The sequence below is a fragment of the Nostoc sp. 'Peltigera membranacea cyanobiont' 232 genome (assembly GCF_002245985.1).
In the GTDB taxonomy this organism is placed as follows: Bacteria; Cyanobacteriota; Cyanobacteriia; order Cyanobacteriales; family Nostocaceae; genus Nostoc.
On sequence record NZ_NOLK01000100.1, the window covers coordinates 1 to 22,658 of the forward strand.

Genomic DNA, 22,658 nt, shown 5'->3' on the forward strand with positions numbered 1-22,658 from the left:
ATAGGCATCGCAGTACTGATCTACCACGGTGATCGTGGAGGTAGCCGTTCTTGAACCCAATTAAATACCCTTGCTAAGTTAAACTCTTAGTAACTAATTATACTCTCATGAGAGTAATAAAAGAGCGCTAATGCTGTCTCAACACGGTTGGTAAATTCAGATGAGCGATCGCACAAACAGATAACTCATAAAGGTTAGCTTTTTGCTGGTGGATCTACTTATAATGATTCCAGCATTCATCAATCACCCCCCATCACTTATGGCAATACTGCAACTTATTGAACCTGAAGTTAAAGATTTGGGTGGGTTTGTTGCCCGTCGCAGCTTGCCATATTCTAATCGCCAAATGGTTGGCCCGTTTATCTTCTTTGATCATGTTGGCCCGTCTGTTTTGCCACCGAACAAAGGTATCGATGTCCGACCACATCCTCATATAAATCTCGCCACCGTAACTTACCTATTTGATGGTGCTTTGATGCACCGCGATAGTTTAGGCACTGTACAGGAAATTCAACAGGGTGCTGTGAACTGGATGACGGCAGGAAAGGGGATTGTACATTCAGAGCGATCGCCCGACATCGATCGTCAAAAAGAAACTACCATTCATGGCATTCAAACCTGGGTTGCCTTACCTGTGGAATACGAAGAAATCGATCCAAGCTTTGCTCACTATCCTGCCCAAACCCTTCCTACCTGGGAAGAGAATGGTGCTGTCATTAAACTCATTGCAGGAGTTGCAGGCTCCTACACCTCACCTGTCAAAGTTTTCTCACCTATTCTCTATTTAGATGTGGTGCTGTCTGCCAATGCTCACTTTACTATCCCCACTGATTATTCAGAGAGGGCAGTATACAGCGTCACAGAAGGTTTAAGCATTAATGGGCAGCCGCTAGAGCCATATCGCCTCGCTATCCTAGAACCAGTCGATGAAATAAGAGTTTCTGCTGCTGCTGCTGCTCGGTGTATTGTTATTGGTGGTGAACCATTGGGTACACGCTACAAATGGTGGAATTTTGTTTCTAGCCGACCAGAGCGGATAGAGCAAGCAAAAGCCGATTGGCGGGATTGCCAGTTTGCTAGCGTGTCAGATGAAACAGAGTTTATTCCACTGCCAGAAGTGGTGACAGAGGCTAATCCCTTTTAGTATCAGTCATGAGGGTGGGCGTGGGCGATAGCTCGACTACCAATTAAACTAGCTTGCCTAATGCTGTCTCCAAACGACTGGTGAATTGTGAGGAGCGATCGCTTGTCAGAATCAGTTGCTCAATTGCCCGTGTCATTGCCACATACAATAACCGCGCCTCTTCTTCTGGTGTGCCGTGTCCGTACTGGTCAGGCATAAAACCAATACCAGGAATAAGCACCACTGGGAACTCTAGCCCTTTGCTGGAGTACATGGTTATGAGTTTGATGCTTTGTTCGTCCGGGTGATAGTTGCGGCTGTCACTGTCGGCGTTTACCCACTCTATTGGGATTTGGGCTTGTTGGAAGTCTTTGTAGATGCGATCGCCCATAAAGTTGGAGCGGTAAATAATTGCTATTTCGTTCCAGGGGATATCTCGCTCGTGTAATTGTTGCACTCGCCCTGCTAGGTAATCTACCTCATGTTTGAAGCTGGGTAAACGGATGAGGTCTGGTTTGGGGCCTTGCCGTCCTGCACTGGAAGGTTCTACCAATATTTGCTGATCCTCATCCTGGGTTTCGGTGGGTTGCATTACTTCTTTAGCAAATTCATAGGCTACCCCCAATACTTGAGCTGTGTTGCGGTAGTTGAGTTTAAAAATGGTGGTGCGTCCCTGTGCCTGGATGCCTACGCTCTTAAAGCTAAATTTCTTGTCGCGCTTTTCACCGTAGAGGTTTTGGGCATCGTCGTAGAGGATAAGCAAAGAGTTGGTTTCGGGGTTGACCATCTGGGCAATCAACTTTAACCACTCTGGTTTAAAGTCGTGGCCCTCGTCTAGCATCACCGCGCCATACGTGCCAGCCGGTATCAACTTGGCATCAACGGCGGTAATTACTCTTTGAACTAGTTCTTCTATATAATCTTCCCCTTGATACTCTCTAGAGTCGGGTCTGGGGATGTCATATTTTTTGAGTAAATCCATGCACCAGCCATGAAAGTGTCGTACTTTGATGCGACTGACTCTGTTTTTATCTTGGATAGTCTGCCGGAGTTTGGCAGCAAGAGAGACGTTGAAGCACAGCACCAAAATTGGTTTATTACTGACTTGTGCAAGGTGCTGGCAACGGTAGGCTAAAATCATGGTTTTGCCGGAACCAGCTACACCATGAATTACTCGATGTCCATCACCTAGACTCCGTGCCAGCTGCTCTTGCTGCAAGTCCATAATCTTGAGAATGTCTGGGATAAAGGGTTTGGGAGTTTCTTCATCTGAGAGACTGTCATCATCAAACTGCTGTTTTGGTCGCAAGTCTGGGAAGATATGCCAACGGATTCTATTTATTTGACTGCTGGTGAGGGTCTTGCCAAATTGATATGCCGATAAATCCCAAACTCGCTGCTGAAATTCCCCTGCATCTGTACTTGGGAGCATTTCATCTTTGCAGATAACTAAGTTTTCCTCAAATACTGCGGGTAGTTCACTTTCATTGAATGCTTTGCGGGTGATGTTGGTGAATACCACACCGTAACCGTAGGGGATAATCAGCTTACCTTGATATTTACCTTCTTGCTGCACCAGGGCGCGGTCTTTTTCTAGCATCTTGTTGACTGCTAGGGCATAATCTCTGGCTTGTTGTAGTGGGTGCTTGACTTCCTTTACCCCATTCTCAGTAATTATGGTGACTGTGGAGGGGTTGATATTTTGAATAGTGTCTAGTTTCCAGTCTTTCACCTCAAGGATGAACAAACCCCGGCTAGGGTGCAGCACGATAAAATCTGGGTGCAGTTGCTTTTTACCTACTGGCACGTCATACCAGCTGTTTTAACATTATTTATATCATCAAGTAAATAATGACAAATTGCTAATCCTAAGTAAGCATAAAAAAGTCGCTCCCCTTTTTCAAGATCAGTAGCTTTAGTAAAACTCTTCCTGGCATCGTTAATCAGAACGGACTTTTGTTCATCAGAAGAGCTAGAATTACACGCCTCAAGAAGTGTTTTCCTAGCGGCATTAAATTCTACCTGTATTAAGCAATCAAGTCTACTTTCAATAGATTCTGTTAATTTTAAAGCCTTAGCTAGTTTTATGGAAATGTCAGCAGTTGCTTTACAAGCTCCGAAAAGTGCAGTTAAAGTAATAGGTTCACTCATATAAATATGTTGCAATGTTTACTTAATTATCTGGGGTGCGATCGCAGTATTGAAAGCGGATCATCAGTTCCAATCGCGTAAGTTTCTGAACGGATGCTAATTTACCCCGATTAACGAGAGCAACCAATATGGTTCCTTATAACTAATTTGAGTTCATTAGTAATTGGTAAACCATCAATTTCCCTACATAGGGTTTGTAATGATTCACCTCTTCTCCTTCTCTCTTCGTAAATTCCCTGGAGTAGTGCTGTCAATCCATATTTGGTTAGTGCATCTGATGCTAAACCTATTATTCCCAGTAATACAATACCGCCCACCATTCCGCCTGGCCCTAACATGGCTAATGCCGCAGTAATTGCAGCAGCACCAGCTAAACCAGTTGATGCCATTGTGATAAGAAGTACAATGGCTGGTAATCCAACTCCTGCTAATTTACTAACAATTTCATCCATAATTATGCTCTCTTATATTTAAACGAATGCTTGGTATTTCCTCTAAGAATGAAGGAGCGATCGCATTTCTCAATAAAGTATAATTAGGACTGCCATCTACACCAGCGATATAGCTTTTAATACCTTTTTTTAAGCTTGATTATTGTCAAATGCTTCATAGGAAAATAATTCCATAATATTAGTCCTTTGTGTCAGTGGTATATCTAGTTAATAACTTCTTCTTATCCCTATGAAATTTTCATAACTAACTCTAACTGTATCAGGTACGCTAGAAGCATCAATTAATTTGAGAGCTTGTATAAACTTGATACGACATGAGGATTCGCTATTTATTCGACGTGCGACTATAGAAGAATTTTTACGTGTAATTTCAACCATGTGTTGAATTTCTTTTGGTGAAAATTCACGTATCATTTCCTCATAAAAAGGCTTTGCCATTTCAGATACTCCATGTCCATTTCCAATGTAGCAACCAACTACCTTTTCAACAAATTCCTCCTGTATATTTTTTGGTAATAAACCTTTTTTAGATAGTTCTGCTAATCGCTCTGCAAATGGGGGTTCATTATAGAAGTTGTTCCATGCTTGATGAACGTTCCACAGTTGATTAAGTACTTTTGATATAATAGTGTGCTTTTCACAATCATCAAGAAGAGTAAACAGACCTATTTTGTCAAAAAATTGTTGAGATATTGCAGATCGTTGTATGTCACCCTTGGCTCGATATTCTGAATGTTGAATAATTAGCTTAGACCGAATAGATGATGTGAATTTTTCGCTATAAGGAAGGCATAAATCTATTATATTTAAACGCACAGGCTCTAATGTAGTTGGATCACAATAAATGCCATGAATCATACTAAACAGCAAATCTCTCTGAGCATCATGAGTTGCATCTATGCGTTCCAACCATAATGAACATTGTCCTTCTGTAAACCTAGATGTTTTGACAGCAGAAATGAAAGTACCAATATGGATACCCCTTGGTGAAGTAGATTCAGCTAGAGCGTACTTTACGCACCTCTTTAGAAATACGATAAACTCACGATCATCTAATTGTCCAATTGTTGGGTGCGCTGCCGAGAAATTATTACGAGTACTTCTACATTGATCTAAGAAAAAATAACCATCTTCAGTTGCAAGATTGAGTTTCAAACAAATATCTAAAAGTTCAGAGTCCTGAAGCTCTAATAGATGTTTTTCTTCAAAATTTTTGGAAAGAATTTGAGAAACTATTTCCAATCCGAAATTTTTCACTTTTTCTCTTAACTGCAAGATAGCAGCATTCCAAGCATAGTTAATTGCGCTATCAAAAAGACCTCCGCTTACTGCAATACACATTTTAATAATTAGCTCACCTTTTAAATTAATATTAGGAATACTACGCAACTCTCTAGGTAAATCTCTCCAAGCACATTCAATTTCTTCCTCGCTTGCTAATACCTCTCTTGGAATTCCCAAAGCCGTAATAAATTGACTGATAGCTGGTAGTATACTTTGTGGTAGCGGTGCCAGTTGAATTGTTGTAGAATTTACAGGTATAATTTCTGTCATATTTTCCTTTCCTTAACGGTTATATTTACATTGTGTCACGTGAATTTATACTGAATTTCCCTTAAGAATTGGGTAAGAGAGATTGATCGCATCTTTCATTTGTCCTCTAAGAACAGAGAGCGTTCGCCATATTAAAGTGGATCGCGATTACTCAAGTTCAATATCTAGAGAAAAAGACTCTTCAATACTTTGTATGAGGTCGCCAGTTTAAAACATTTTTTTAAAAGCACCTCTATTTTTGGAATTTTCATCTGAAATGTCTTGCATAGACACTAGCTTACCTACTTCAAAAGCGAATTCTAAAAGTGTTTCATAAGCAGTAGGTTTTTGATAACCCATGTGAACATATAGCTCTTGAATAAAATCTTTGCCTAGCCTAATTCTTCCGGCAAAAGGTGTAATAAGCCTTAATCCTTTATAAGTCGGATAACCATGACTATTCTGAGAAGGCAATTTTGGCATGATGCCTTGTATTGATTTGTGTCCTTCTTCGACTTCACCAATGACCATTTCTGTAAGGAATAAGCCATCGTTGGTAATCTCATAAGTGGAGTAAAAGCCGCGATAGCAAGCTGTGTGAAGCATTTGCGGCTTCATACCGTAATCTTGAGGGGTTATTAGTCTTTCCCCATCTAAAGCAACTAATTCGTATTTTTCGCCCTGATATAGAAATGTATCTGGAATTTGAGATGTCATATATATCCTAAATTTGTCAGTTTGATAGCTTATTTCTATTTCACATCTACAGTTGCACTCGCATCATTGCCGAAGACATCGACCAAACGAACTGCGATCGCTCACACCAAAACTGAGCAAACAACTAATTCGGTAAATACTTAGCCAACAAATCCTGACCTTGAGCGCCCATCTCATCAAGCTTCTGCTCAATAAGCTTCATCGCCATCGGCGACGGCGTTGAGCGTCCATTTTCCCAACGATTAATCGTGGTATAAGTAACGCCTAAAGTGGCTGCAAATTGTTCTTGCGTTAGCCCAGCCAAAAGCCGCAGATCATGAATGATCCGCCCCACCTCTGGCTGGTTGATAGCCAAGGGTTTTTTGATAGTCATTTAACTTCTAAACTTGACCCACTAGTTTAAGTAGCTGATGCTATATTATTTGTTACATATTAACCATGCAAAATCTCAACCAACCTCAGTGGATATCCGTAATATCTATTTTTGGAGTAAAATTTATTGCTTGAATGGATGAGAGTTTTTTAAGTAATGTTGAACCTGAATTCTTAGAGTCAAAGTTTGGATGGGCGATCGCTCAGAGTGACCATTAGGAAGACAACATGGATACAACAGTTATTTCTGCCTTGATAGGTGCTGTAGTTGCACTTATTGTCGCAATAATTACAGCAATAATTACAGTTCGTGGCTGGCAAGAGGAGAACCGTCGTTTAATCAAACAGCAGCAACGGGAAGCAAAACTAGAACATTTAAAACGCCAAATTGAAGAGTTATATGGCCCGTTATGGGGTCTAGTTCAGCAATCGCAGATTATATATGATGTTGCAGTACGCGTTTTACCTTCAGAAAATGGCAAGGTGAGGCAGTCCCTATTTGATAAAAATGATGATAGACATTGGAAAGTCTGGCGGTTTTTTGCTGAAACATACTTTCTGCCGCTTCATTCTCAAAAGGCTGAACTAATTAACACAAAAAGTTATCTTTTAGAATCTGGTCAATTACCAGAAAGCTTTGACCAGTTTTTAAAGCACGAGGCTCAGAGTGGATGCTTATATCGCTTATGGAAAGAGCAAGGCGTTTCGACTCAAGGCAATCCTGATCTGAAATTTCCTGCCGAATTTAACCAGGATGTTAAAACTTCTTTACACAATTTAAAAAAGGAATATGAGACTTTACTAAGATATGAGCAAGGTAAAAAAGCTTCTCGATAGGCATTATTTAAACAAAAGCGATCGCCCCATCGCCCCCCTACAACTGCTCCATCTTAATCCCCGCCACTTCCAACATCACCGTAGTAATCGGCACTAATCGCCCCACAGTGGTGTAATAGCTATTCCCCACTGGTGTTGTAGTCGAGCGCTCCCGAAACCGCCGCATGGTAATCAAAAACCACTCCCGCGTTTTGGGCATTGGTAGCCTGTACAGTTGGTGGGTGTTGACAAAGTAATAAAATAGCCAGTCCGCTTCAGTGTACATGAAGCAGCCGGGGGTTCCCTTCTCTAGGTTGCTGTGAGTTTCAAAGAAGAGGTTACGAGTCCTGTCCCACCTATCGCCCTTAATCTCAATCAAAATTTCGCCACTGTGCGTTGTCCAGATGAGGTCAATATCTCTGCGTTGGTAATCTGGGTCATTCTCAACATTAACAACGCTAATAGTTTCTGACTTTGACCATAACCACGCCTCAATGTCAGTAGCCGCCTGATTAGCTACCTGCACCGCGTCATCCATGCTGTAGGCGTAGGTCATAGTTTTAGTTCCACCATTTAAATTAGATAGTACAATTGTATTATCTGATTTGATATAGAAAATTGAGTTATGCACCTTCTGTGGTTTCGTCGAGATTTACGTTTGACTGACAACGAAATTGTCACCTTAGCGTCTGCTAATAATGCCGCAGTTTTACCATTCTTCATTATTGACCCTTGGTTTTATCAATGGGTTGATGTAGGTAAAGGGCGGGTGCGGTTTTTGTTTGAGTCTTTAGAAAATCTAGATAGCAATTTACAAAAATTAGGCAGCAAACTAATATTATTTGAAGGTAATTCTGTAGAGATTATACAAGAATTAACTCAACAATTAACACAGCAGGGACATAGACCAAAACTCTACTTAAATCGTGATGTACAAGTCGAGTATGGTATTAGCCGAGATAAAAGTATAGTTAATTTATATCAAGGATTAAATCTCGAATATCATCTGGGACTAAATAACTTTTTACAATCACAAGATAAACGTGAGCAGTGGTTTAACGAATATTACACATATCAAAGAAAATCTGTTTACCCAACTCCCACTAGTATCAACACTCCATCACTTTCTCTAAACGTACCTCAAATTAAATTTTCTGAACTAAAACATAAATATCGTGCTTTTTTGCAAACAGAACAGGTATATTTTATTGGTGGAGAAACACAGGCACAAGCTACATTAAATTCATTTCTTAAAAGTAGATTCAACGGCTATCATTGGAAACTTTCACGCCCTTGGTTAGCACAACAAGGCGCAACATCGCATTTATCACCACATCTAACTTTTGGGACTATTTCAACTCGCATTGTTTACCAAAGTACTAAAGCACGAGCAGCAGAGCTTACAAATCAGCCCAAGGCGGAATTTTCATTAAAAGCTTTTCGTGACCGTCTACGCTGGCATGATAGTTTTACACAGCGTCTTTATTTTTACCCAGAAATAGCTTACAAAAATCGTTACCCAGAATTTGATGAATGGTATACACCCCTAGAGTTACCACCAGAAAAACAAGAACTGTTTCATGCTTGGCAGGAGGGAATGACAGGCTTTCCTCTCCTAGATGCTAGTATGCGACAACTAAAAACTATGGGTTGGATGAATTTTCGCATGAGGGCAATGTGCGCCACATTTTTAACTATCAATTGCGGGATTTCCTGGCATCATGGTGCTAGACATTATATGAACTATTTAGTAGATGGAGATTTAGCAATTGATAATTGGCAGTGGCAGATGCAATCAGGTGTTACTAATCCCTTAAGTGATACTTTTCGCATATATAATCCAAACAAAAATATTACAGAAAAAGATCCAGACCTTAAATTTATTTACTATTGGGTAAGCGAACTAAAAGGTTACAGTCTACCAGAAATTATTCAAGGTAAATATATTGGCACTAGTTCTTATCCACAAACTATTTTAGATTGGGCTAAAACCCGCAAAGTTAACGGGAAAATCATCTCTGACCTTCGGAAAAAAGTAAGAGAAAGATTAACTCTCCAAGGTGGAACAGAATATGAAAGTGCAGTTGCAGCTAAAGAAACAGTAAATAAATACTGGCAGCACAAAGATAGACAGTACAAAGAATTCAAGGAATTAGAAGCAGAACTAGAGTAGAAAAGAAGAAGGATAGCGATCGCAGCTAGTTCTAGGGGAAAGTCAGTTAAGAGCGTAGTTTACATACGTTGACATCGCCTCAACAAATGGGAACCCTGGTAATAGTTGCGTTTCTCACCGTCATGAAGTTCTTAAACTTCCTCAAACCCAAACCAGCCCAGCCAACTATTTTATGCTACGGACAACAAAGCTGCGGCGTTGAGCAACAGCAAATTCAATCAGTTATGGAATGGCTGGAGAGCTAGTTTACTGGAGTTAGAACACACACCCAAAGCAGAAAATTGGGCCGAAAGGAGAAATCACCATGACCCTGACAATGACACCCACTATTACCGCCTTTGAACGGTCGCCTGATGGCGGCAAGGGACTGGCGCGTGACATACGCGTTCGCTGGGCGCTCGAAGAAGTGGGCCAACCTTACAACGTTCGTCTTGTTTCGTTCAGTGAGATGAAGCAACCCGCGCACCGTGCGCTTCATCCTTTCGGGCAAATTCCAACCTATGAAGAAGGTGATCTCGCCCTGTTCGAGTCGGGGGCGATCGTGTTCCATATCGCAAAGCGCCATACAGGGCTGTTGCCAGACGATGCCAATAGTCGAGCGCGAGCGATCACATGGATGTTTGCCGCACTTAACACGATGGAGCCGCCAATCGTTGATCGGGAAATCGCCACGTACTTAGAGCGTGATGAGGTCTGGTACGAGCAGCGCCTGCGTGTCGTCGAAGGTCGCATCCGTAACCGGCTCTTAGAACTTTCCAGTCACCTTGGAGATGCCGAATGGCTTGATGGCGCATTCAGCGCAGGCGACCTGATGATGGTGGAAGTGCTGCTCAGGTTGAAAGAATCGGGTATGCTCAACGACTATCCGAATCTCTCTACCTATGTCGCCCGTGGCGAAGCGCGGCCCGCCTTCAAGCGTGCTTTCGCCGCTCAATTAGCGGTTTTCACGCGTCAGCAACCGACTGCCTGACTAGCGCAAAAGATAGACATAACAGGAATAAGTTGATTTAGCCTCTCTAGGCACGTATTCAATCCAGCAGCTTTCTTCATAGCGCGTAACTGGGCGCGAACCTCAATATGTGCCATCAGGATACCCAGATAGGCAACCTGCCTGGGGAACTGTGTTGCGTCCGTCGCTTGATGTTTGTGACAAAGTTTTTGATGGATAGAAAATAATTGTTGCCAGTGCCAAGGTAGTTGTAAGGGTGGCTGAATTTAACAAGCCAGCAATTGATGACTTCTTTTACATTGGTCGCAGCTACAAGCCATTTACTCCTTCACCTTGTTCTACTTAATATTCGGCTTTCAAACTTAGCTTAATTCTTAAAGTAGATGAGAGAAATCATTAAAAATGCCTATACTGCAATTATCAAGCAATGAATTTATTAGCTCCTGGTTTTAGACCAACTAGGAGCTTTTTTATTTATTATCCATCTCAATTAGGGGGTATATCAAGAGAAGTAATAGCATTCATCCTTAAGGCTATTAATAATTGGTTCTGTTGGGAGATTGAATGCCAATGTTTGGATTGCTATTGTGTATTTGTAAGTAAAAAACGTTTATCAAATTAAAACAATGAATATTCTTGCTTGGATTGTTTTAGGTCTAATTGCTGGTGCTATTGCAAAAGCTATCTACCCCGGTCATCAAGGCGGTGGAATCTTAGGAACAATCTTATTAGGAATTATCGGTGCTTTTGTTGGTGGTAGTTTGGGTGTATTCTTCAGTACAGGAACCTTGACATTAGCCGCTCCCACACTCAGCATTCCCGGTATCGCGGTAGCAGTTCTTGGCGCAATTGTCGCTGTTTTCTTGTGGAACTTGCTAAATCGTCGCAGTGCTGTGTAATCAATTAAATTGGAATTAATTAATAGTAAAAATCAGGGAATTCATTTCACTATATTTTCTCCCTGAATTGAAATAAAACAATAGCGCTTACCTATATTTAGGTAGGCGCTAATATTATTTTGTTGGGGTGCGATGCCGTTCACCCTCAACCCCTGGCTAGAAGAATTAAAGAACCAACTGTCCTGTCTGCAACCATTTCAAGATTCTACTCCTTGGATACTAGGCGATCGCAGCCAAAATAGAATAACGTCGGATATCTGGTGGCGCAGCTATTAATCCTTCTGTGATTTGAACCATATTTTTACCAAACGGACACGATACGCTTCACTCCGCACTAGAACAACATATACTTTAAAGTTATAAATGTAGTCCAAAAACGTCAAAACCTAATTCCAGGAAGCAACGTGGGTTTTATAGTTCATTTGTACGTGTTCTTGATCGAGAACTTTTAAAACCAAGTATCGGGCGATCGCTTAATCACTGAATTTTCGACTAAACGTGTTTTTGAACCATATCGTGGACATTTTGAATCATATTTTGACCGAAAGTTTAAAATTTTCGACTAAATTAGTGTGTCTTGCTCGGCATTTTTTACCAAGTCTAAAAATAAAACTTTTGGTCGTATTATGATTCACATTTAAAACACGCGGACATAATTTGATTCATAAAGTTAAGTTGTTGATTGGCTCAAAAGCTTGAAATTACGTTAACTTTTGGTCACGTTATGGTTCAAAATTTGGTCATGCTGGGGGTAAAATCACACCTTCTAGCTTGGCTATTGGTACTTGCAGACGGACTGATGCTAAATGAGTATCCAGTGCTGCCTCGGATTCCCACTCTTCTACAAAAGTAAAATCTGTTGGATCTGATTGATTTTGTAAAAGTTCATATTTAATGACACCTGCTTCAAGTCTAGTTGGTTCAATCAGTCCCAATAATATTGCTTTGAGTTTTTCTACTTTATCGGGTAAAGCTACAAAACGAGCTACAACATGAATGGTTTGGTTAGTCATTGGTCAATGCTTATTAGTCCTGCCGTCATTAGTCCATAGCCAACAGTTCATAGTCAATAGTTACTGCGGATTGCCCTAGCATCAAGTAATAAGGCGATCGCCTGTTTCCTGAAATTCTTAGAGGAAAAAGCAGGGTGTATAACTGGTATTATGCCAAAAATCAAGAAGTGCGATCGCTGTCTCCTTTACTCACATGATCCTCACCTCATCTGTGTCGTTCACCCAGCAGGGCCACAGGGGGATAGTTGTTTGGACTTTCGAGAAGACCCCAACGCTCAAGCAGAGGAACTGTGGGAACCAGAGGGGGCAAGCTACTACAACGGCGAATTAATACTGCAACCACAGCAGCGCTTGACTCAACAGCAACAGCTAGAACTGCTAGATACCCATCCTATGTTTACTGGCAAGTGTCCCCAGTGCGGGTATGAGTTTGACCGTGACTACACGGCGCGGGTGCATTGGGATTGCCCAAACTCAGAATGCGGCTGGATGGATGATAGTGTCTAGGGCGATCGCTTACTCACTGCGTTTGATTAAACAGGGCGGATTCTACCAAAGAAGCACCTAACGAGTAACAACCGCTACGAATATTCTCTGGTACTGACAACACAGCTACATTATGGGGAGAGGTAAATCCCTCTTTGAAATCAATGCAACTTTTTACAATTGTCCATGAATCTGCAATAGCTGTGGGTAACTGTTTGTCAAATCCATGATTTGTATAATTTTGATATTGCTCTTGTAGTTTCTTCAAAGATGCTAAAAACCGCGCCTTTTGTTTGGTGTGTGACTGACGTTTCTCACAAATCTTACGAGCTGCGTCCAATGTTTCTTTCTCGTCCCAAGCCGTGACTTCTTTCACATCTGCAATACATTCACTCAGCTTGAGTCGTGTGGGGTGTGAGTCGCCATCTAAATTGGGGTTTGCTGCCCAAGCCTGGATTGTACCTGAAACAAGTATGGCAATTAGTACAGCCAAAAATCCCAAAATCACATTCCAAAAGACAATTTTAATCATAATTTCGCTTTTTCTAAGTAATTTTATTTCTAATTAAGTCCCTAAAAGTGTGTCAAGAGAACCGATACAAAACATTTCCCTCTTCATTTACTTCAAAATCAGCATTAAGTTCCTTGGCTTTTTCATCTAAATATTGTTTAGCTAACTGGGTTGATATTTCCGCATTTTTCGCCAGTTGCAATACCGTTATTCTGCCAGCATTTTGCTCAATTAATTCTAATAAAACTAACTGAAGACGCTTTTGTTCTGATTCCAGAAGTAATGCTTTTTCCTTTCGATTCTGCTGCACTAAAGACCAACTCAACCAGCCTCCTAGAATGGTTGATGGAATAGTAAGAATAGTTAAAGCCGCTACATCATTTTCTTTTTCTTGAGCAGGAGTTTTGGGATTCATAATTTCTAGAATCATCACAGCAGAAAAGGGAATGCCAAATAATAGAAAACAGATTGCTAAAACTTTTTTAATTAGTTTCATATAACTTTTTCCCTTACTAGAGTTGGCTGGAGGAAATTCAAAAATAATGGCTATATTATACAAGGTATAATAAAATACCTGCCAACCGAATATTTTGCACAGTGAATGAGGCGATGCCTGCGCCTACGCTTGTAAATCTGCCAAGCAGCGTTCGCCTCGGTTAATAAATGCGGCTTACGGGTGTGGTGGATGAACGGCGAGGTGGATACTATTTTATGTGCGATGCCTGCCTGCGGCGGTAAACTACGCTCTATTAAGTGCTTATGACCAAAACTAATTCAGAAATTTTAGAACAGCTTCGTACAGCAGCAGATGGTTTACTTATGATGAGCGAATCCGAGTACCCGTTTGAAGTTTTTCTTTGGGAAGATGCTGCACCTGCAACGCCTGAAAAAGTTGTACAACAAACAAATCATCCACAAAATACGCCCGTTGAAATTGTGGGAGTTGACGATTTTTTTCAAGTGGCAACGACAGCAGAAGATTGGCATGAGGATGAAGAAAAAGCAACCGTAAAACGATTTCAAACCCTTGTGCAGGAACTTAAGAAAAACCTGACTAATTTGCAGGTGTATCGCCTCGGCAACAAAGAGATTGATGTTTATATAGTTGGTCAAACCCCGGCGGTAAATTTAGCGGGGATTTCTACGAAAGTTGTTGAAACTTGAGTTGTTTACAAATCTACTTTGCTCTCAATAACTTCTTGAATGTTTGGCGAAATATTAGAGAGAAAATCATAGCCTGTGAGTTTTTCTAATTCATCAACACTGACTTTGTAAGCTCTCCAATCATTATTTAATTCTTCCTGGTTAGGGATGTTCACCGCGATGACGCGAGTATTAGCAGTAATACCATCAAGCCCAGCGCCGGGGTTGTCTAGTACGACAACTATCTTCCAAGTTGATTTGGGAACCGTCACCTTACCTTTGAGGGGTTCGCCTTGACTTCCCGCAGGCCCAGCTACAATATAAAGTTCTTTTCCCTGGCTTACCAAATATCGGGAATAGTCTTCTAGATTACCCCAAGTGTTCCGGTTGTTGTCGGGCGTTTGGGGCATCATATTTGTCATTAAAAAGGTAGCTGTATTATCTTCTACCGTTTTGGTGCGATCGCCCGATGGTGCAATGTGACCCTTATCGTATCCTGAACCTGCGTAAGCACTGGGAGTTATCCGCACCCAACCAGCAGGCAAAGTATTATCAGGACGAAAGTTATTTTGGCGTTCAGCATCGCCTAGCCATGACTTATTTAACTGCCAAGCTACCCAGTTGGCAGTCCCTTTGGTTTGATTGTAGGAAAGTGCATACTGGTTTTTTACCATTAGATAATTATCTGGAGTAATGCTCGTTGGAGTTGCACCGCTAGGATTCCCCAACAGCAGATGAGGGCTTATTGAGGATTTAGTAGGTACAATCGGCGTTGGCTGTAATGGTTTTTCTATTGTTGGTGTTGGCACTTGGGTTTGCGCTGGCGAACACCCCAACAGAGCAAACCCAAGTGCAGTTGCAAGAGCCAAAGCCTGAAAACGACTGATGATTAAACGCATAAATTTTAGAAAAAGATTGCAGATTAAATTAATCATCACCATTTTTGAGGGGATGTCCAGTTTTTCAATACAAGAGCGATGCCTAACGGCGGCAAGCAACGCTTTGGCTCTACAATCAGTTCATTGCTATCAAAACTGATATCAAATGGCTGACGATAAGACCCCACCAAGTGAAATGATTCGCGTGCCTACTGCCTTAATTCCAGTAGTCAGAGAACTATCGCGGCTGCATCGCCAAGGGCATACAATTGCCTTGCTGCAAGGCTTGGAAGAATTGCTCTCTGGGTTTGATAGCAATATTGATATCGATGTTACCCCAAGCAGTAAATCGGTTTTGCAGATGGAGAAGAAGCTAGAAAGCAAGCTCGACGCAATGACCAAAAAGCTGGAACTCATCGAACGGGCTATTTCATCAACTCGATACAACAGTCAACCTAAACAAAGAAGACAAGCTAACCCATACCAACAAACCTTAGTTGAACTGCAAGCATTGCCTCCTGAAAACTTAGCACCGCGACTAGGTTTAAGTCCGTCGAGCCTCGCACCGGAACGAGAAAAACTCACTACCAAAGAATTTATCAGTTGGACTCGTAACCGCGACCCAAGGGGCATAGGTTGGGAATGGAATCCAAAAGATGGACTTTACCATCCAGTGAAATAACTGCCACTGTCCCCACAGTAGGGTTTAATGGAGGAGCATTCAACATAAGAATAACCAATGTTGAATACTCCCACGCTCACTAATACCGAACTTATCGACCTCTGGCTGCATGGTAAAAGTAAGAATACCGTTGACGGCTACCGTCGCTATGCCGAGCGGTTTTTTTCTCATGTCAACAAGCCCGCTTCTGATTGCACCCTCATGGATATTCAACTGTGGGTGATGACACTAAGTAGTTCTGATAATTCCAAGCGGGTAGCAGTGGGAGCAATAAAGAGTCTATTTTCCTTTGCTAAACAGTTGGGGGTGATATCGGCGAACTTGGGTGTTTTAGTTAAGTCACCCAAGGCAAAGAACCGATTGGCAGAGCGAATTCTCACTCAAGAGGAAGTACGATTACTGATAAATTCCACGACAAATGGACGCGATCGCACTCTGGTTCGTTTACTTTATTTTGCGGGTTTACGGGTAAGTGAATTATGTAGCCTCAAGTGGCGTGACCTCAAAGCCCGTGGTGATGGTGGACAAATCACGGTATTCGGTAAGGGTGATAAAACGAGAACCGTGCTGGTGGGTGCTGGTATTTGGCGGGAGATTAACTCTTTAAAGGGTTACGCCAAACACGATGACCCAGTGTTTGTTTCCGCCAAGGGTGGTCATCTGTGTAGGTCAATGGTATTTCATATTGTGAAAAATGCTGCAAACCGCGCTCTTATTGAGGGGAATGTATCACCCCACTGGCTCAGACATAGCCACGCTAGTCACAGCTTAGACAGAGGAGCGCCGATACACTTGTTACAAAAAACATTGGGGCATAGTTCGGTAGCGATTACGGAAATGTATCTTCATGCCAGACCGACTGATAGTAGTGGGTTGTATTTGCCCGATGATGATGAGTGATGGGGTGATTAGTTCTGGAGGAAAATATGAAAGTTTCATTTGAAAAAACTTACCCAAATATTGCTCGTTGGGTAGATGAGCATGAAGGCTGGATTGAAATTGGTTATGACGTAGATAGTCCTCTCAATTCTTTTGTGCGCGCACTCGATTGTGGTGGAATGTTTTGGGAGGGAAAAGAAAGTTATGAAAGTTTGGATGCAGCACTGCAAGATTTAAATGCGGGGCTAGAAGCTGTATTAAAAGATATTTATGGCTAGTAGCGATGCCTGCGGCGGGCGGAGCCATCGCCTATATGTATGAATGAATTTGATTAAGCTTTCGTACTGCTATTGGCATTACAATTGGTCAAGCCGCAGTTTAATTATACTGAATGATGTTCACCCATTCTCTGTACCCAGACAATTGGTCAGAAATTGCCACTTCAGTTAAGCAACAAGCCCAGTGGCGTTGTCAAAAGTGCGGGTTACAGTGCATCCCCCCAGGAGAAAACACAGCAAAACTTACACGCTCAAAACGTAGAGTGTACACGCTACAGGTACACCATTGGGACAGAAATCCAGCAAATAATCACAGAGGCAACCTTATAGCTCTGTGCAGCGCTTGTCACCTTTTATACCATAGAGGCGGTAAGTCTAATGTTTCACCGGGGCAGTTATCGTTGTGGTAAATGCGATACCTGCTTTAACTCTTCGGGTAACAGACTCAAACTCAAAAGCCTAGTCACAACGACTAGGCTTGAGTTGGGTATATTCCCAAAGGTTAATTATAGAAAGTGCGTTATATTTGCTTGTCTGTGTGTTACTACCACAGTAAAGTTAGCGATTTCGGAAAATTAAAAACGATATCTTAATCATCAAAAAAGTCGATGCCTGTAGCGATGGTATGTCAGATAAAGAGTATCCATACTCGGCAATTTTTATCCTGGGGAATAAGGTTTTAGAAGGTTGTGCTGAGAAAAAATGATGCCCCATCTGCAAATTTAGCCTTTACCGCCAAGGCATTCACGCAGCGTTCGCCCGTCCCCAGAATTGTGCAGTAGACAAACGCATACTACAACTGTATTATTGATATAAGTCTCAATTACAAATACTACAAGCCTTCAATGATAAGCAGATTCTCCTCAACCATTAGCAGCGTGATGCATTGCCGACCCAACAAGGGTTTAGGCAGAGTAATCGTGCTATTTGCGTTTGAGGGAATGTATTGTTTTGGCGGCGGAAAATTGCAGCGTGAAAATATTTTTGAAGCGATTACCGGATGGCTGAATCTAGATCAACTTATCCAAAGCGGGAGGTGCAAATGTCTTACAGCACCAACATAGGGCAAAAAGTATCAACTATCTGACCCCCGCTCCTGAATCTCAGAGGCGGGGGTTGTTTTTTGAGGAGTGAATCAAGGTATGCAAGCTCAACAGCAAAGTCAGCAACCACATATATTACAAAATTCGGTGGTGGTGTTCTCTAAGAACTACCTACCACTGGCACGTATCAACATCAAACGAGCAGTCGTGCTGTTAGTTACTGGTCAGGCTGAGTCGTTGGATTTTGGCAGTACAAAGCAGTGGGAAGTTCGTTCACCCAGCATCGTACTACAAGTTCCCGAACATATTCGCTTGACCGTTGGTAATCCCGAACGCCACTGGAAAGTACCACCTGTAAATCGGCGTGAAGTACTCAAGCGAGACAACCACACTTGCCAATACTGCGGCAGCAGCAAGTGTCTGACGCTCGACCATGTAATTCCCCGCTCAAAAGGTGGGCAGCACAGTTGGGACAACGTTGTAACAGCGTGTGAGAAGTGTAATTCAATCAAGAGCGATCGCTTACCGCATGAAGCTGGAATGGTACTCAAAAGCAAGCCCAAAGCCCCAATTCACCCAGCAGTTGCATTTGCTGAACAATTTTGGAACGCACAACGCCTGAGTGAATCTGAGTAATTTACTTCAAACTCAATCAGAGAGGGCAATACCGCGATTACGTAACACTGCCCCCTCAGTTCTTTCAAAAAGTTTGTAGTATGCCCTTGACATCTTGTAATACATTGTGTAGCATAAATGTAGTGAAGCACTACAGCCTCTCAAAAAGGCATAGCGCAAACACTTCTGAACCATGAAAACTAAATAATTGCCATCCAACGTGGGGGTGTAGCTTAGTCCGGTTTAAAGCAGTCGCCTGTCGAGCGAAAGACCGTGGGTTCAAATCCCATCATCCCCGTGTAGCCTTGTGGACAAATAGACAAGTCGCTGTGCCTCTCAAGCACGGAGAAGCGGGTGCAACTCCCGTCAAGGCTTCCAAATGAGGATGTAGCTCAGTCGGAAAGAGCGCTTGTTTCCGAGGCAAGTGGTCACAGGTTCGATTCCTGTCGTCCTCGTAGTATGTCCAGGTCGCCTAATGGTAGGGTGTTGGTCTGCAAAACCGACTGTGCGAGTTCAATTCTCGCCCTGGACTCCAAACGTTGCAGTGTAGCGATTTACGGCAAAGCCCCAAGCTCATAACTTGGTATATGCGAGTTCGACTCTCGCCACTGCTACCAAATGCACAGATGGTGTAATGGCAACACCACAGTCTCCAAAACTGTTGTTCTGGGTTCAAGTCCTAGTCTGTGCGTTGCCGTGTCCTAATCGAAAAAGCTTACATACTAGCCGAATGGTAAGGCAACTGTCTCTTAAACAGTCTATGCAGGTTCAATTCCTGTGTGTGAATCAACAGCTTTTTCAACTTACATGGCATACATGGTGCAGAAGCGAAGTGGCCGAGCGGCACGTCTTTCAAGCGTGTAATTAGCGGGTTCAAGTCCCGTCTGCACTACCTTTTGGGTCGGCTCACCTATTGGTGTAGGTAACGGTCTGTAAAACCGCCGCGTTTGCGTTGCTGGTTCAATTCCAGCCCGGCCCATTATGGAGAGATTGCTATTGGCAGGGCAAGCTGTTTGCTAAACAGTTGTGAGATTCATCATCTCACTGTGGGTTCAACTCCCTCTCTCTCCGCCTTATGAGAACGTGGTGTAACTGGATAACACATCAGTCTACGAAACTGAAAAGTGAAGGTTCAAGTCCTTCCGTTCTCGCCTTACCCCCTGGTAGCTCAGTTGGTAGTAGCGCCTGTTTGAAGAACAGGAGGTCGTCAGTTCGATACTGACCTGGGGGACTGGCACATTGCCCCATAGCTCAATGGCAGAGCAACGCGCTGTTAACGCGGGGGTTGTAGGTTCAAGTCCTACTGGGGCAGCCATTCATTGCCGAGTGGACGACTGGGAAAGTCGCGCTCGTCTCTGAATCATAGAGATGTTGGTTCAACTCCAACCTCGGCAGCCAATTATTGCCCTGTGGTGTAACTGGCAACATCCCTCGCTTTGAACGAGGAGATTCCAGGTTCAAATCCTGGCAGGGCAGTATTATCCGGGTGTGGTGTAGCTTGGCAGCACTCCTGTTTTGGGAACAGGCGGTCGTAGGTTCAAATCCTACCACTCGGATTCGTGGGTCGTTAGCTCAATGGCTAGAGTTCCCGTCTTTTAAGCGGAGTGATCAGAGTTCGAGTCTCTGGCGACCCACCTTGCCCCTGTGATGCAATTGGAAGACATGACCCGCTTAAAACGGGTTTTCTACAGGTTCAAGCCCTGTCAGGGGTACTATCAAAATGCTGGTGTAGCTCAATTGGCAGAGCAACTGATTTGTAATCAGTAGGTTGCAGGTTCAACTCCTGTCACCAGCTTCAATGCGATTGTGGTGTAATGGCAGCATTTGAGTCTTCCAAACTCTAGGTACGAGTTCAAATCTCGTCGATCGCTTTCTTAGCCCTGTAACTCAGTTGGGAGAGTGCCTCTCTTACAAAGAGGAAGTCGCGGGTTCAATCCCTGCCGGGGCTACCAATTTATGGGAGTGTTGCCTAATGGATAAGGCATCGATCTTCTAAATCGAGCAATGTAGGTTCGACCCCTACCACTCCTGCTCATGGGTTCGTAGCTCTAATTGGGAGAGCGCCTGTTTTGCACACAGGAGGTTGTGAGTTCAAGCCTCACCGAATCCACTCTTGGTGTCTGAAGCCAAAGCGGTCGCGGCGCTGGTTTGTGGAACCAGTCATAACGGGTTCAAGTCCCGCCAGACACCCCTTATATGGAAGATGCTGCTCAAGGGAGGGCAACTAGTCTTGAAAACTAGAGCAGGGTAATACCTGGGGGTTCAATTCCTCCATCTTCCGCCTTCCACCTGAAGCCGAAAAGTGAGGCGCTGTGCTGATAACACAGATTATTGAGGGGCAGTACCTCCCTGGTGGATTCCCTTTTCTATCGGCTCAATACCAACTAGGATTTTCCCTTATAACTACCCAATTCTATAGGTGTAGGAAGTTGGGGTTTGTGTTCTACTGGCATTCCACTCCAAGAGTATAATAACTGGTTAAAAAGGCTGAACACTTCCCACATAGTATGAGTATATCCTCTGCCACACAATGAATTGCGCTCACATTCTGGGATTAACTCAAGCCCTAAAGTTTGATGTTCCATATCTGATTCTTGATGAACCAACCAATAACCTTTAGGGGTCAATCCTACTTCGGCTAGTTTAGGGTTGACAATGGCATAGAAGTCGTAAGCAAGCCCCTCTGCCACCAAATTCAGCGTAATAATCTGATGTGCTATCGATTCACGCATCACAGAGCGGATAAAATAAGACCCTAACGCTAAAGTTTCAAATGTTGGTGGTATTGAAGTTAGTTGTTCATCAGGAGCTAGTAAGCCAGATTCACGCATCCAATCAGCTAGTTCTTCAGGGTGCGTCACTTCTTCAGCAGCGTGTTCGCCAAAAGCATCACGAAAACGTGCATCGTGGCAGCTACCATAACGTAACGCCACTGCTGCTGTAAAGTCGCAGGATAAATAATACAGTTGTCTGATCCATTGAAAGTCTGAAGGTGAAGAAGCCAAATTTACTGTTTTGTAAAACAGATTGCGTTTAGTAATGTTTCGATATTCTTGCACTAGCTCTATTAGCCATTGCATAGGTATCGTGTGAGTCAACATAGCAACTCCTTTTTCTCACCATTTAATTAAGTGAGAAATTATCTTATATTTCTATTAAAGCTATTATTTTAAATTTTAGTAGCCAATGTCTTTACAAAAAAACCATAATATGAATAAAGATGTAGTCCGATTGACAGCAGCAGATTGTATTTACCAGATGATAAGTAAGAGTGTGATGCTCCACAGGAACCACTCTTGCGATCGCTATTAATTAAATCATTGTTATGCATCGATTTTTAATATTTGGCAATTCTGGTTCTGGCAAAAGTACTCTTGCCAATAAACTTGGCAAAGACTTCGGCATTCCAGTTCTCGACCTCGATACTATTGCATGGGAAGCAAACCAAATTGCCATACGGCGTAATCACGAAGATTCAGTTAGGGATCTACGAGACTTCATAAAAAATAATACTGCTTGGGTAATTGAAGGTTGCTATACTACGCTACTCAAAATTGCTCTTGAATTCTCAACTGAAATTTATTTCCTCAATCCTGGCATTGATAAGTGTCTTGAAAATAACCGCAATCGCCCTTGGGAAGTGCATAAATTCCAATCGCCTGAAGAACAGGCACAAACTTTTGATTTTTTACAGAATTGGATTCAACAATATTATGAACGCAATGATGAATTCGGTTATTCATCCCATCGCTCAATATTTCATCAATTTAACGGCATAAAGCATGAAATTACCAGATGAGCCAATAATGCCATTGCATGAGAAGTTCGCACAATTAACTTCACTGATTTTCACAAAAGCATTTCCACCAATAACGTTATTGGCAAAGGGCCTATCTAATGGGATGCGATGCCTGCGGTGGGCGGAGCCATCGCAGTACTATCAAG

Annotated in this window: 27 protein-coding genes and 25 tRNA genes; 39 read left to right on the forward strand and 13 right to left on the reverse strand. The window is 42.6% G+C overall.

The features are described from left to right. The first annotated feature begins 259 nt into the window (after nt 1-259). Nucleotides 260-1,144 (forward strand): pirin family protein, encoded by an 885-nt coding sequence (locus CDG79_RS26695; protein WP_094344824.1) that lies wholly within the window; start codon nt 260-262, stop codon nt 1,142-1,144. Nucleotides 1,145-1,187: 43 nt separating this feature from the next. On the opposite strand, the gene CDG79_RS26700 is transcribed toward CDG79_RS26695, so the two are convergent. From CDG79_RS26700 to CDG79_RS26725, 6 genes are all read right to left on the reverse strand, one after another. Further along, a complete protein-coding gene (locus CDG79_RS26700) occupies nt 1,188-2,930 on the reverse strand; it encodes a DEAD/DEAH box helicase (protein ID WP_094344825.1) in 1,743 nt (580 codons plus the stop codon). Next, on the reverse strand, nt 2,921-3,274 hold the full coding sequence (locus CDG79_RS26705; RefSeq protein ID WP_094344826.1) for a hypothetical protein: 354 nt from the start codon (nt 3,272-3,274) through the stop codon (nt 2,921-2,923). The genes CDG79_RS26700 and CDG79_RS26705 overlap by 10 nt, the downstream gene beginning before the upstream one ends. A gap of 110 nt (nt 3,275-3,384) precedes the next feature. Continuing rightward, a complete protein-coding gene (locus tag CDG79_RS26710) occupies nt 3,385-3,726 on the reverse strand; it encodes a hypothetical protein (protein WP_094344827.1) in 342 nt (113 codons plus the stop codon). Nucleotides 3,727-3,933: 207 nt separating this feature from the next. After that, the gene (locus tag CDG79_RS26715) at nt 3,934-5,280 is read right to left on the reverse strand and encodes a hypothetical protein (protein WP_094344828.1); all 1,347 of its coding nucleotides are present in this window, start codon (nt 5,278-5,280) and stop codon (nt 3,934-3,936) included. A gap of 207 nt (nt 5,281-5,487) precedes the next feature. Then, nucleotides 5,488-5,976: a hypothetical protein gene (locus tag CDG79_RS26720; RefSeq protein WP_069068082.1), complete on the reverse strand. Its 489-nt coding sequence runs from the start codon at nt 5,974-5,976 to the stop codon at nt 5,488-5,490. 124 nt (nt 5,977-6,100) lie between these two features. After that, a complete protein-coding gene (locus tag CDG79_RS26725) occupies nt 6,101-6,349 on the reverse strand; it encodes a helix-turn-helix domain-containing protein (protein ID WP_094344829.1) in 249 nt (82 codons plus the stop codon). Nucleotides 6,350-6,576: 227 nt separating this feature from the next. Between CDG79_RS26725 and CDG79_RS26730 the strand changes: the two genes are divergently transcribed. Beyond that, nucleotides 6,577-7,185 (forward strand): hypothetical protein, encoded by a 609-nt coding sequence (locus CDG79_RS26730; protein WP_094344830.1) that lies wholly within the window; start codon nt 6,577-6,579, stop codon nt 7,183-7,185. A 37-nt stretch (nt 7,186-7,222) separates the two neighbouring features. Here CDG79_RS26730 and CDG79_RS26735 read toward each other — a convergent pair whose 3' ends face one another. Then, entirely contained in the window at nt 7,223-7,720 is a 498-nt protein-coding gene (locus CDG79_RS26735; RefSeq protein ID WP_094344848.1) for a hypothetical protein, read from the reverse strand. A gap of 69 nt (nt 7,721-7,789) precedes the next feature. Here CDG79_RS26735 and CDG79_RS26740 point away from each other — a divergent pair, with 69 nt between their 5' ends. The 3 genes from CDG79_RS26740 to CDG79_RS26745 all read left to right on the forward strand — a co-directional run bounded on the left by CDG79_RS26740 (nt 7,790) and on the right by CDG79_RS26745 (nt 10,307). Continuing rightward, nucleotides 7,790-9,337 (forward strand): FAD-binding domain-containing protein, encoded by a 1,548-nt coding sequence (locus tag CDG79_RS26740; protein WP_094344831.1) that lies wholly within the window; start codon nt 7,790-7,792, stop codon nt 9,335-9,337. 68 nt (nt 9,338-9,405) lie between these two features. Continuing rightward, a complete protein-coding gene (locus CDG79_RS42815; RefSeq protein WP_189525150.1) occupies nt 9,406-9,582 on the forward strand; it encodes a hypothetical protein in 177 nt (58 codons plus the stop codon). Nucleotides 9,583-9,641: 59 nt separating this feature from the next. Beyond that, nucleotides 9,642-10,307 (forward strand): glutathione S-transferase family protein, encoded by a 666-nt coding sequence (locus tag CDG79_RS26745; RefSeq protein ID WP_223278343.1) that lies wholly within the window; start codon nt 9,642-9,644, stop codon nt 10,305-10,307. A gap of 102 nt (nt 10,308-10,409) precedes the next feature. Here CDG79_RS26745 and CDG79_RS42820 read toward each other — a convergent pair whose 3' ends face one another. Then, a complete protein-coding gene (locus CDG79_RS42820) occupies nt 10,410-10,559 on the reverse strand; it encodes a hypothetical protein (RefSeq protein WP_189525148.1) in 150 nt (49 codons plus the stop codon). 353 nt (nt 10,560-10,912) lie between these two features. Between CDG79_RS42820 and CDG79_RS26750 the strand changes: the two genes are divergently transcribed. After that, entirely contained in the window at nt 10,913-11,185 is a 273-nt protein-coding gene (locus tag CDG79_RS26750; RefSeq protein ID WP_069068080.1) for a GlsB/YeaQ/YmgE family stress response membrane protein, read from the forward strand. A 132-nt stretch (nt 11,186-11,317) separates the two neighbouring features. After that, on the forward strand, nt 11,318-11,461 hold the full coding sequence (locus tag CDG79_RS42825; protein WP_189525149.1) for a hypothetical protein: 144 nt from the start codon (nt 11,318-11,320) through the stop codon (nt 11,459-11,461). 464 nt (nt 11,462-11,925) lie between these two features. Here CDG79_RS42825 and CDG79_RS26755 read toward each other — a convergent pair whose 3' ends face one another. Beyond that, complete coding sequence (locus CDG79_RS26755) at nt 11,926-12,198, reverse strand: putative quinol monooxygenase (protein WP_094344832.1); 273 nt, start codon at nt 12,196-12,198, stop codon at nt 11,926-11,928. A gap of 150 nt (nt 12,199-12,348) precedes the next feature. On the opposite strand from CDG79_RS26755, the gene CDG79_RS26760 reads away from it, so the two are divergent. Continuing rightward, nucleotides 12,349-12,705 (forward strand): hypothetical protein, encoded by a 357-nt coding sequence (locus tag CDG79_RS26760; protein WP_094344833.1) that lies wholly within the window; start codon nt 12,349-12,351, stop codon nt 12,703-12,705. A 13-nt stretch (nt 12,706-12,718) separates the two neighbouring features. Here CDG79_RS26760 and CDG79_RS26765 read toward each other — a convergent pair whose 3' ends face one another. Together CDG79_RS26765 and CDG79_RS26770 are read right to left on the reverse strand one after the other, a co-directional pair. Next, nucleotides 12,719-13,216 (reverse strand): hypothetical protein, encoded by a 498-nt coding sequence (locus CDG79_RS26765; protein ID WP_094344834.1) that lies wholly within the window; start codon nt 13,214-13,216, stop codon nt 12,719-12,721. Between the two features lie 52 nt (nt 13,217-13,268). Continuing rightward, nucleotides 13,269-13,691, reverse strand: a complete 423-nt coding sequence (locus tag CDG79_RS26770) for a hypothetical protein (RefSeq protein ID WP_094344835.1) — start codon at nt 13,689-13,691, stop codon at nt 13,269-13,271. A gap of 263 nt (nt 13,692-13,954) precedes the next feature. Between CDG79_RS26770 and CDG79_RS26775 the strand changes: the two genes are divergently transcribed. Further along, nucleotides 13,955-14,359, forward strand: coding sequence for a nuclease A inhibitor family protein (locus tag CDG79_RS26775; protein ID WP_094344836.1), 405 nt, complete (start codon nt 13,955-13,957; stop codon nt 14,357-14,359). Nucleotides 14,360-14,364: 5 nt separating this feature from the next. Here the strand turns inward: CDG79_RS26775 and CDG79_RS26780 are convergent, their stop codons facing one another. Continuing rightward, nucleotides 14,365-15,237 carry a DNA/RNA non-specific endonuclease gene (locus tag CDG79_RS26780; protein WP_094344850.1) on the reverse strand — a complete coding sequence of 291 codons (873 nt, stop codon included), beginning with the start codon at nt 15,235-15,237 and terminating at the stop codon, nt 14,365-14,367. A gap of 145 nt (nt 15,238-15,382) precedes the next feature. Here CDG79_RS26780 and CDG79_RS26785 point away from each other — a divergent pair, with 145 nt between their 5' ends. The 29 genes from CDG79_RS26785 (at nt 15,383) to CDG79_RS42015 (ending at nt 20,994) form a co-directional block, all read left to right on the forward strand. After that, complete coding sequence (locus CDG79_RS26785) at nt 15,383-15,898, forward strand: hypothetical protein (protein WP_094344837.1); 516 nt, start codon at nt 15,383-15,385, stop codon at nt 15,896-15,898. 57 nt (nt 15,899-15,955) lie between these two features. Then, a complete protein-coding gene (locus tag CDG79_RS26790) occupies nt 15,956-16,798 on the forward strand; it encodes a tyrosine-type recombinase/integrase (RefSeq protein ID WP_094344838.1) in 843 nt (280 codons plus the stop codon). A 26-nt stretch (nt 16,799-16,824) separates the two neighbouring features. Next, nucleotides 16,825-17,055, forward strand: coding sequence for a hypothetical protein (locus tag CDG79_RS26795; RefSeq protein WP_094344839.1), 231 nt, complete (start codon nt 16,825-16,827; stop codon nt 17,053-17,055). A 1,142-nt stretch (nt 17,056-18,197) separates the two neighbouring features. Next, on the forward strand, nt 18,198-18,734 hold the full coding sequence (locus CDG79_RS26805; protein ID WP_094344840.1) for an HNH endonuclease: 537 nt from the start codon (nt 18,198-18,200) through the stop codon (nt 18,732-18,734). Between the two features lie 201 nt (nt 18,735-18,935). Then, nucleotides 18,936-19,011 (forward strand) — tRNA-Asp (locus CDG79_RS26810). A gap of 3 nt (nt 19,012-19,014) precedes the next feature. Continuing rightward, nucleotides 19,015-19,091, forward strand: a tRNA-Glu gene (locus CDG79_RS42000). A 3-nt stretch (nt 19,092-19,094) separates the two neighbouring features. After that, nucleotides 19,095-19,168: transfer RNA gene (locus CDG79_RS26815), tRNA-Arg, on the forward strand. 6 nt (nt 19,169-19,174) lie between these two features. Next, nucleotides 19,175-19,248: transfer RNA gene (locus tag CDG79_RS26820), tRNA-Cys, on the forward strand. A 5-nt stretch (nt 19,249-19,253) separates the two neighbouring features. After that, a tRNA-Ile gene (locus CDG79_RS26825) sits at nt 19,254-19,330 on the forward strand. Between the two features lie 3 nt (nt 19,331-19,333). Next, nucleotides 19,334-19,404: transfer RNA gene (locus CDG79_RS26830), tRNA-Trp, on the forward strand. 25 nt (nt 19,405-19,429) lie between these two features. After that, a tRNA-Lys gene (locus CDG79_RS26835) sits at nt 19,430-19,497 on the forward strand. Nucleotides 19,498-19,531: 34 nt separating this feature from the next. Then, a tRNA-Glu gene (locus CDG79_RS26840) sits at nt 19,532-19,605 on the forward strand. A 6-nt stretch (nt 19,606-19,611) separates the two neighbouring features. Continuing rightward, nucleotides 19,612-19,692, forward strand: a tRNA-Tyr gene (locus CDG79_RS42005). Between the two features lie 4 nt (nt 19,693-19,696). After that, a tRNA-Ser gene (locus tag CDG79_RS26845) sits at nt 19,697-19,784 on the forward strand. Nucleotides 19,785-19,790: 6 nt separating this feature from the next. Then, a tRNA-Arg gene (locus CDG79_RS26850) sits at nt 19,791-19,864 on the forward strand. A gap of 6 nt (nt 19,865-19,870) precedes the next feature. Beyond that, nucleotides 19,871-19,944: transfer RNA gene (locus tag CDG79_RS26855), tRNA-Phe, on the forward strand. Between the two features lie 9 nt (nt 19,945-19,953). Beyond that, nucleotides 19,954-20,028 (forward strand) — tRNA-Asn (locus CDG79_RS26860). A 5-nt stretch (nt 20,029-20,033) separates the two neighbouring features. Further along, nucleotides 20,034-20,111, forward strand: a tRNA-Gln gene (locus CDG79_RS26865). Nucleotides 20,112-20,116: 5 nt separating this feature from the next. Continuing rightward, nucleotides 20,117-20,189 (forward strand) — tRNA-Gln (locus CDG79_RS26870). 6 nt (nt 20,190-20,195) lie between these two features. Then, a tRNA-Pro gene (locus CDG79_RS26875) sits at nt 20,196-20,269 on the forward strand. A gap of 5 nt (nt 20,270-20,274) precedes the next feature. Beyond that, nucleotides 20,275-20,347: transfer RNA gene (locus CDG79_RS26880), tRNA-Lys, on the forward strand. Nucleotides 20,348-20,351: 4 nt separating this feature from the next. Further along, nucleotides 20,352-20,425 (forward strand) — tRNA-Leu (locus CDG79_RS26885). A 10-nt stretch (nt 20,426-20,435) separates the two neighbouring features. After that, nucleotides 20,436-20,508 (forward strand) — tRNA-Thr (locus CDG79_RS26890). 5 nt (nt 20,509-20,513) lie between these two features. Further along, nucleotides 20,514-20,584, forward strand: a tRNA-Gly gene (locus CDG79_RS26895). A 5-nt stretch (nt 20,585-20,589) separates the two neighbouring features. Continuing rightward, a tRNA-Val gene (locus CDG79_RS26900) sits at nt 20,590-20,665 on the forward strand. Nucleotides 20,666-20,671: 6 nt separating this feature from the next. Beyond that, a tRNA-Arg gene (locus CDG79_RS26905) sits at nt 20,672-20,744 on the forward strand. Between the two features lie 5 nt (nt 20,745-20,749). Continuing rightward, nucleotides 20,750-20,823 (forward strand) — tRNA-Ala (locus tag CDG79_RS26910). Between the two features lie 6 nt (nt 20,824-20,829). Beyond that, nucleotides 20,830-20,903 (forward strand) — tRNA-His (locus CDG79_RS42010). 8 nt (nt 20,904-20,911) lie between these two features. Further along, nucleotides 20,912-20,994 (forward strand) — tRNA-Ser (locus CDG79_RS42015). A 103-nt stretch (nt 20,995-21,097) separates the two neighbouring features. Here the strand turns inward: CDG79_RS42015 and CDG79_RS26915 are convergent. Next, nucleotides 21,098-21,814 (reverse strand): iron-containing redox enzyme family protein, encoded by a 717-nt coding sequence (locus CDG79_RS26915; protein ID WP_094344841.1) that lies wholly within the window; start codon nt 21,812-21,814, stop codon nt 21,098-21,100. 224 nt (nt 21,815-22,038) lie between these two features. Here CDG79_RS26915 and CDG79_RS26920 point away from each other — a divergent pair, with 224 nt between their 5' ends. Continuing rightward, the gene (locus tag CDG79_RS26920) at nt 22,039-22,512 is read left to right on the forward strand and encodes a shikimate kinase (RefSeq protein WP_094344842.1); all 474 of its coding nucleotides are present in this window, start codon (nt 22,039-22,041) and stop codon (nt 22,510-22,512) included. The last annotated feature ends 146 nt before the right edge of the window (nt 22,513-22,658 follow it).